The 6,841-nt window shown below is 45.9% G+C and carries 6 protein-coding genes; 3 read left to right on the top strand and 3 right to left on the bottom strand.

Annotated features, from left to right (window positions below; all coding sequences use genetic code 11):
- Positions 1-199: 199 nt before the first annotated feature.
- The 3 genes from JGK11_RS21025 to hisF form a co-directional block, all read right to left on the bottom strand.
- Positions 200-580 (bottom strand): IS200/IS605 family accessory protein TnpB-related protein, encoded by a 381-nt coding sequence (locus tag JGK11_RS21025; protein ID WP_293185320.1) that lies wholly within the window; start codon positions 578-580, stop codon positions 200-202.
- Positions 573-1,256, bottom strand: coding sequence for a transposase (locus JGK11_RS21020; RefSeq protein ID WP_293185319.1), 684 nt, complete (start codon positions 1,254-1,256; stop codon positions 573-575). The genes JGK11_RS21025 and JGK11_RS21020 overlap by 8 nt, the downstream gene beginning before the upstream one ends.
- A 431-nt stretch (positions 1,257-1,687) precedes the next feature.
- Positions 1,688-2,458 carry an imidazole glycerol phosphate synthase subunit HisF gene (gene hisF / locus JGK11_RS21015; protein WP_293185318.1) on the bottom strand — a complete coding sequence of 257 codons (771 nt, stop codon included), beginning with the start codon at positions 2,456-2,458 and terminating at the stop codon, positions 1,688-1,690.
- 463 nt (positions 2,459-2,921) lie between these two features.
- Here hisF and JGK11_RS21010 point away from each other — a divergent pair, with 463 nt between their 5' ends.
- The 3 genes from JGK11_RS21010 to nadB all read left to right on the top strand — a co-directional run bounded on the left by JGK11_RS21010 (position 2,922) and on the right by nadB (position 6,782).
- Positions 2,922-3,905 carry an adenylate/guanylate cyclase domain-containing protein gene (locus JGK11_RS21010; protein ID WP_293185317.1) on the top strand — a complete coding sequence of 328 codons (984 nt, stop codon included), beginning with the start codon at positions 2,922-2,924 and terminating at the stop codon, positions 3,903-3,905.
- 202 nt (positions 3,906-4,107) lie between these two features.
- The gene (psbU, locus tag JGK11_RS21005) at positions 4,108-4,542 is read left to right on the top strand and encodes a photosystem II complex extrinsic protein PsbU (protein ID WP_293185315.1); all 435 of its coding nucleotides are present in this window, start codon (positions 4,108-4,110) and stop codon (positions 4,540-4,542) included.
- Positions 4,543-5,129: 587 nt separating this feature from the next.
- Positions 5,130-6,782 (top strand): L-aspartate oxidase, encoded by a 1,653-nt coding sequence (gene nadB / locus JGK11_RS21000; RefSeq protein WP_293212722.1) that lies wholly within the window; start codon positions 5,130-5,132, stop codon positions 6,780-6,782.
- Positions 6,783-6,841 lie beyond the last annotated feature (59 nt).

Genomic DNA, 6,841 nt, shown 5'->3' with positions numbered 1-6,841 from the left:
CCTGATGGATTACCCTGTAGAAGCCAGTCATCCCCCGATTTCTCGGTTTCGACTGAACGAATCGCACTTGGCAGCACCATTTAAGTCTGCATTCACAATCGAAGCATTTGCTGATCGATACAAGCCACGTTTAATTCGTTTTCCAGATGCTTTCCACCCAGATGGCTTTTCACCATATTTGGGTAGGGAGTCACCACCCTTAAAAACTAGCTTTCGATGTATATGCTTCTTCTGTTTCAACAAACCTGATACCGTGCAAATCGCACAGTTCTTTTAATCTATTTTTGAGTTTACCTAAAGGCATTTGAACAAACTTTTGATTGTTCACTTTACCTAGATTACTGTTAGACTTAAAACCTTCATTCCACCCAACTATCAGTGTGCCAATTCCAGATTTCAGGCAATGGTTAGCAATCAACTTGGCAGCCTTATTGATACCATCACGCATTTGGTGATTACGTTTTCGGGTAACACGGTCTAACCAATTATCCCAATAACCTTCTGGCTTTCCTTCTTGTCTAGTTGCTACTTTCTTGTTCCACAATTGATTCATCGCTTTCATTGCACGAGAATCAATCAAAAAAGAATTTCCTAATGTATCGACACAAGCTGGCTTTATTATCAGCAGTTCCCAAGTCAATTGATAATGCTTGACCAATGTCCAGATTATGTTGTTGTTTTTCAACCTCGTAGGATATTTCCAGATAAAAAGCACCATTCTTAGGGAGAATCGTAAACTCTTTCACTTTGGAAAAATCCAGATTCGATGGCATAGGTAAAAAGAATTCAGAAACTCCAAACCATCGCCTTACTGTTAAACCCAAGGAAAATCTTAACTGATTGCCAACAAGTTTCGGTCTTAACCCTCCCGAATTAGGATAAACAACTTTGAACAACTTAGAACCTGTCAGGTATCCCGGTGGCTTGGGCTTGAAATGCAATTGACCTTTGATGTACAAATCTCTTACTTCTTTAAAAGATTTGAAGGCTTCTGTGACTGACATCAATGTTTGCTGCATTGGTGTTGATGGCAACGACTTAGCAACCATTGATTTGGCAACTGACGATTCAAAAGATAAGTCGAATTTTCCCGTCAACAGTTTTCCGGTCTTAAAAAAAGTTTGACGAGCCAAATAAACCCCACTGTTGTACAGTTTACCTGATTGTTGGCAGAGATACTCCAACAATGCTTTAATTTGTTTGGTTGGAGACAGTAATACTTGCTGAACTCCCATTGTTTTTTGGGTTTTAGTCACCTCTATTTTCCTGAATATTGGTTGATTTGTCTACTTTCAGTTATTATACTAGATATCTCAAGGTCAATCAACAAAATATTTAAAAAGAAAGAAAGAAAGAAAGAAGACGGGGACTCTCATTCCCTCGTGCCACTTCCCTCTCAGGACTAAAGTCTCGCTCGTTTCCCGCATCCCGTATTATTTTTATGAGTTTTCAGCTTGTCTTTGGTTGTATGCTTTTCTTAAACTGTTATCTGAAGGTAAAATCAACAAAATTCTGCTGTTTAATGCACCTGGCATCAGGCACTATTTGCAGCAGTAACGATCGCCTTTGGGTGAGTCCTCTCGCCCACCCCACAGGAAAATCTAATTATCGCGGAACAGGCGAGAAAGCCTATTGCTGATGTGGAACAGGCCAGAAAGCCTGTTACCAATCTTGCTGATGCAAAGAACTACTGTTGCCGCACGGGAACTTGACATTTTGCTAGATAAGTCTTAATTTCTCCGACGCTAAGTTGCCCGTAGTGCAGCAGGGAAGCCAGTAAGGCTGCTTCTGCTTTGCCTTCCGTCACGGCTTCGTAGATGTGGTGACAGTTGCCGGCGCCGCCGGAAGCAATCACGGGAATTTCTACAACTTCGGCGATGCTGCGGGTTAATGATAAGTCGTAACCGGCTTGAGTGCCGTCAGAGTCCATGCTTGTCACTAGAATTTCGCCGGCGCCGCGCTTTTCGGCTTCCTTGGCCCAGACGATCGCATCTAAGCCTGTATTTTCACGCCCTCCGCGCACGTACACGTCCCAACCGGGATTGTCCGCATCTTGGCGTTTGCGAGCGTCGATCGCCAATACAATACATTGATTGCCAAATCGATCGCTCGCTTTGTCAATCAAACTCGGATCGCGCACTGCCGCTGAATTAATACTTACCTTATCAGCGCCCGCCCTCAACAAACTTTTAATGGTGTCCAAGGATTGGATGCCGCCACCCACCGTCAAAGGGATAAATACTCGATCGGCAGTCCGGTACACCACATCAATCATAATGTTCCGGTCTTCGTGAGTCGCCGTAATGTCCAGAAACACCAACTCATCAGCACCCGCATCATTGTATACCTGAGCCATTTCCACCGGATCCCCAGCATCCTTAAGGTTGACAAAATTCACACCTTTGACCACACGGCCAGCTTTCACATCCAAACAAGGCAAAATTCTTTTCGACAACATAAAATTCTCGTGTTTCTAATTGATTCAGCGCCGCAGCGAGGAAAAGGTTTTGTTGGACTCTTCAAAAAGTGGAAGTGTAGCAACAAATCTCAAAGATAGCTTGTGTGTAACCACAGGGTTGTCTGAGACGAGAACCATTGTCCAGCTTTTTTTTTGGCAACAGAAGCAGAAATTAAGTTATATTTTGCCAAAAAGCAGCCAATGCAACTGCCTAGGTACATCTTTGGCGTGCAAAATATTACGCTTTGGCCTATGATCGAGCGGTAACTACCTTCGGTGGTTATCAGGCGGTAATTTGGCAATGCTTTATGGGTTCGGTGCATCGATCGACTAAACTATTTTAAATTTTTAGAACAGCCGATTTCAGGTTTTTAGTGGCAATCTTAGTTATGAGCCGCGTACTAAAGTTAAAATTTAAAGTTGAAAACCTCAAATCGGTTGACTTGATGTTGTTTCTAGGGCTGTGGTGACTTTGCAAGCCAATCCACATTTGTTACTTCGTACAGAAAGCGGCAATCGCTACTTGCCGCTCTCCGGCAGCAATTGCTGGACAGTAGGGCGAAATGATGACAATAATTTTGTATTGACCGATCGCTGGATTTCCCGAAATCACGCGATGTTACAGCAAATGGAGACCGGAGAGTTTTACCTGATCGACTTGGGCAGCCGCAACGGTTCCTTTGTCAACGGGCGGCGGGTGAGTATTCCTGTCACTCTCAGAAATGGCGATCGAATTATTTTCGGTCAAACCGAGTTGGACTTCCATAACCCAACCGGAGGGCGCCGGCTCGATCGCCTGCACGACACAGACTCTGAAGATTTTACAGCTACTTTGACGGTACGCAGCCTGATTACTGTCATGGTAATGGACATCCGAGACTTTACAGTTTTGACTAGACAGCTAGACGAAACCATCCTCTCGGAAGTCATCGGCAATTGGTTCCGCAAAGCCGGACACATCATTCGCGAACATGGCAGTTGGGTGGACAAATACATCGGCGATGCCATCATGGCTGTCTGGTTCCACAAACCAAGCGGCGTCAGCAGCGAAGAAATGATGCGGATTTGCCAAGCTTTAAGCCAACTGCACAAGGCAACTGATTTACTCAGCAGCCGTTACCCCCTGCCTTTTCCGTTGCGAGTCGGGGCTGGAATCAATACTGGTTATGCAATGGTGGGAAATTCCGGCAGCAGCGATCGATCGGACTACACCGCCTTGGGAGACACTGTAAACGCCGCATTTCGCCTAGAGTCTTGCACCAAGGATATCGGCAAGGATATCGCCGTGGGAGAAACAACCTACAAATACCTGACGGAATTGGGCGCCCAAGAAGCTTTCGAGCAGCACATCGTTACTTTGAAGGGTTACGACACTCCCAGCGTGACTTACGGCAGTAATTATACTGACTTGAACGCTTTTCTCAAAAGGAAAGGAAAGAGTTCTTGATAGCTAGAAAATTGGGTGTGCAGCCAAAAATTAATCGATCGTCTCAACTACGTTGCATAGCATATATTGAGAGCAATGTCAATTCTTGGATGTAAATTTTGTTAACAGTCCTCGGCCTGCTGGGGATTTATCTGAAAAACTGCATAAGCAAAATGGTAGTCTCTACATAAATGCTGTGTATGAAATTGGGAGACAAAACTTCATGAAACGATTGGGTCGTCTATTGGCAGTATTGGGCTTAGTGCTGGGCTGCTTTGCATGGGCTGGAGACATGAGCGCGATCGCGGCGAACCTGAGCCGTATCGCCTTGCCATCAGCCTCGCTCATAGCAGTTGATGTTCCGGCTAGAACCAATCGCGCCGATGACAAGCTTGCCACAGAATACGGCAAAAAACTTGATTTGAACAACAGCGCCGTCCGGGACTTTCGCGACTTTCGAGGGTTGTATCCCACTTTAGCTGGACAAATTATTAAGAATGCTCCTTACGAAAAAGTTGAGGACGTACTCAACATTTCAGGCTTGACGGAAGCTCAAAAAAAGGTGCTGCAAGCTAATTTGGACAAATTCACCGTAACTGATGTCGAATCAGTCTTTATTGAAGGAGACACCAGGTTGAATAATGGTCTCTACGACTAGATAGCAGTGAGCCTCTTTTGAGGCCATGAGTTATTAGTCAGTAGGGGCGGTGCCCCCGTGCCCGCCCTCATGAGTCCATGAGTCATTAGTCATGAGTCGGAACTATGGTTTGTTAATTCATGAATTTTGGCTTATGGTTCATGGCTCATGGCTTCTGTTCCGGCTGACGAATGCCTTCACAAAGGCTCGCACCAAAAGACACATACCAGCCTCCGATGTTTTCAACAGTTGATAGTTGACAGTTGACAGTTGACAGTTTGAGAGCGACCTCTACCTAGAAGGAAGAGGATTGGAGTAATGAATAGTCTGATTTTTATTTCTCCCGATCGGGGAGAGGCTTTCAACCAATTATTTTTGGTAAAAAGAAAAAATTAGTAGATATTAGTTTAAATCGAGATTTATCTGTAGATTAAAATTCAATTATTCAAGCTAAACTTGACAGTTATAGCTCCTTGAATCATCTGTAGATTTCAATATAAAATCTAAAATATGAAATATAAAATCGAAATTTATTTTCCCCTGATTCATCTGTAAAGTTAATTTTAAAATCTAAAATCTAAAATCTAAAATCTAAAATCGGCTGACTTATGACTGACAAATTTGACGTATTGGTGATAGGTGCTGGCGCAGCCGGTTTGTACACGGCACTGTGTCTACCAGAACATTTGCACGTAGGCTTGATCAATAAAAATATTATGCCTGTTTCTGCAAGCGATTGGGCTCAAGGAGGCATTGCCGCAGCGATCGCCCCAGAAGATTCCGCAGCACTCCACGTTCAGGATACACTGGCTGCGGGAGCAGGTCTTTGCGATTTAGAAGCAGTGCAATTTTTAGTCGAAGAAGCTGCTGCTTGCATAGACTCCCTGGTAAAAATGGGCGTTGCATTCGATCGCACTGGCCCAGATTTAGCCCTCACCCTAGAAGCCGCCCACTCCCGCCGCCGAGTGCTCCACTCCGCCGACACCACAGGAAAAGCCGTTGTCAGTACCCTGACAGCAAAAGTATTAAACCGCAAAAACATTCAACTCGTATCCCCAGCCTTTGCTTTGAGTCTGTGGCTAGACAAAACCGGGCGGTGTCAGGGAATTAGCTCAATTTGCGACTCCCAAGTCAAATGGCTGCGGGCTAGCGCCGTAGTGCTGGCTACAGGCGGCGGCGGACAGGTTTTTGCTCAAACAACCAACCCGTCGGTAAGTACCGGGGACGGGGTAGCCATTGCGTGGCGCGCCGGGGCGCTGCTGCGAGATTTAGAATTTGTGCAGTTTCACCCGACAGCCCTCAGCAAAGCGGGCGCGCCTCGGTTTCTGATTAGCGAAGCGGTGCGGGGAGAAGGGGCTCATTTAGTTGACAGCAAGGGATATCGCTTTGCTTTTGACTCTCACCCCAGCGGGGAACTCGCGCCTCGGGATGTTGTCAGCCGCGCTATTTTCCGCCACTTGCAGAAGACGGGGGAACCTCATGTTTGGCTGGATTTGCGCCCGATCGACTGCGATCGACTGCGCTACAGGTTTCCGAATATTATTCAAGTGTGCGCTGATTGGGGAATTGATATTTTTGCCGAACCTGTGCCGGTGACGCCCGCCGCCCATTACTGGATGGGGGGAATTGTGGCTGACAAGTTCAACCAAACTTCGATTCCGGGTTTGTATGCGGTGGGAGAAACTGCGAGTACGGGGGTACACGGCGCTAACCGGTTGGCGAGCAATTCACTGCTGGAATGTCTGGTTTTTGGCGCGCAAATGGGACTTTTGCAGTTAGAAGGTAAAAAGTCCGAAGCCTTACCAGAGGAGGAAGATGCAGGGGAAATCTTGGAAAAATCGGTTTCACAACAGGATATTGAGGCGATCGAAAAATTGCGAATCCAATTGCCGAGTTTGGTGTGGCAGAGTGCGGGAATTTGTCGGGGACAAAGGGATTTGGAAAGTGCGATCGTCCAAGTTGAGATGTGGCGGCAAGAATTTTCCTCTTTGGCTTTGAGTCAAGCACTTGATAATTTACGGCCCGGACAAGCGATCGATTTTTCGCCCGCTGATGCCGAAAATAGCTCGGTTTTGCGAAATTGGGGGGAAGTTGGCAATTTATTGGATATTGGCTACTTAATTCTCAAAAGTGCTGCGTTTCGCACGGAAAGTCGCGGCGGTCACTACCGGCTGGACTATCCCCTCACCGATCGGGATTGGTGCAGTCACACTTTAATTAACCAATCGAATTGGTACAAATCTGGGCCCATAGAATTTTGAAAAATTGGGTAAGGAACTGAGACTTAATTGCTGGACACATCTGTCCATTCCTGGTCAAT

The sequence above is a fragment of the Microcoleus sp. PH2017_34_RAT_O_A genome (assembly GCF_020737885.1).
Classification (GTDB): Bacteria; Cyanobacteriota; Cyanobacteriia; order Cyanobacteriales; family Microcoleaceae; genus Microcoleus.
This window is presented reverse-complemented; position numbering and strand designations above follow the sequence as displayed.

What these genes read in the sequence shown, in the direction of transcription:
- psbU (WP_293185315.1), top strand. Translation starts at nt 4,108, where the DNA reads ATGAAACGATTGGGTCGTCTATTGGCAGTATTGGGCTTAGTGCTGGGC.
- hisF (WP_293185318.1), bottom strand. Translation starts at nt 2,458, where the DNA reads ATGTTGTCGAAAAGAATTTTGCCTTGTTTGGATGTGAAAGCTGGCCGT.
- nadB (WP_293212722.1), top strand. Translation starts at nt 5,130, where the DNA reads ATGACTGACAAATTTGACGTATTGGTGATAGGTGCTGGCGCAGCCGGT.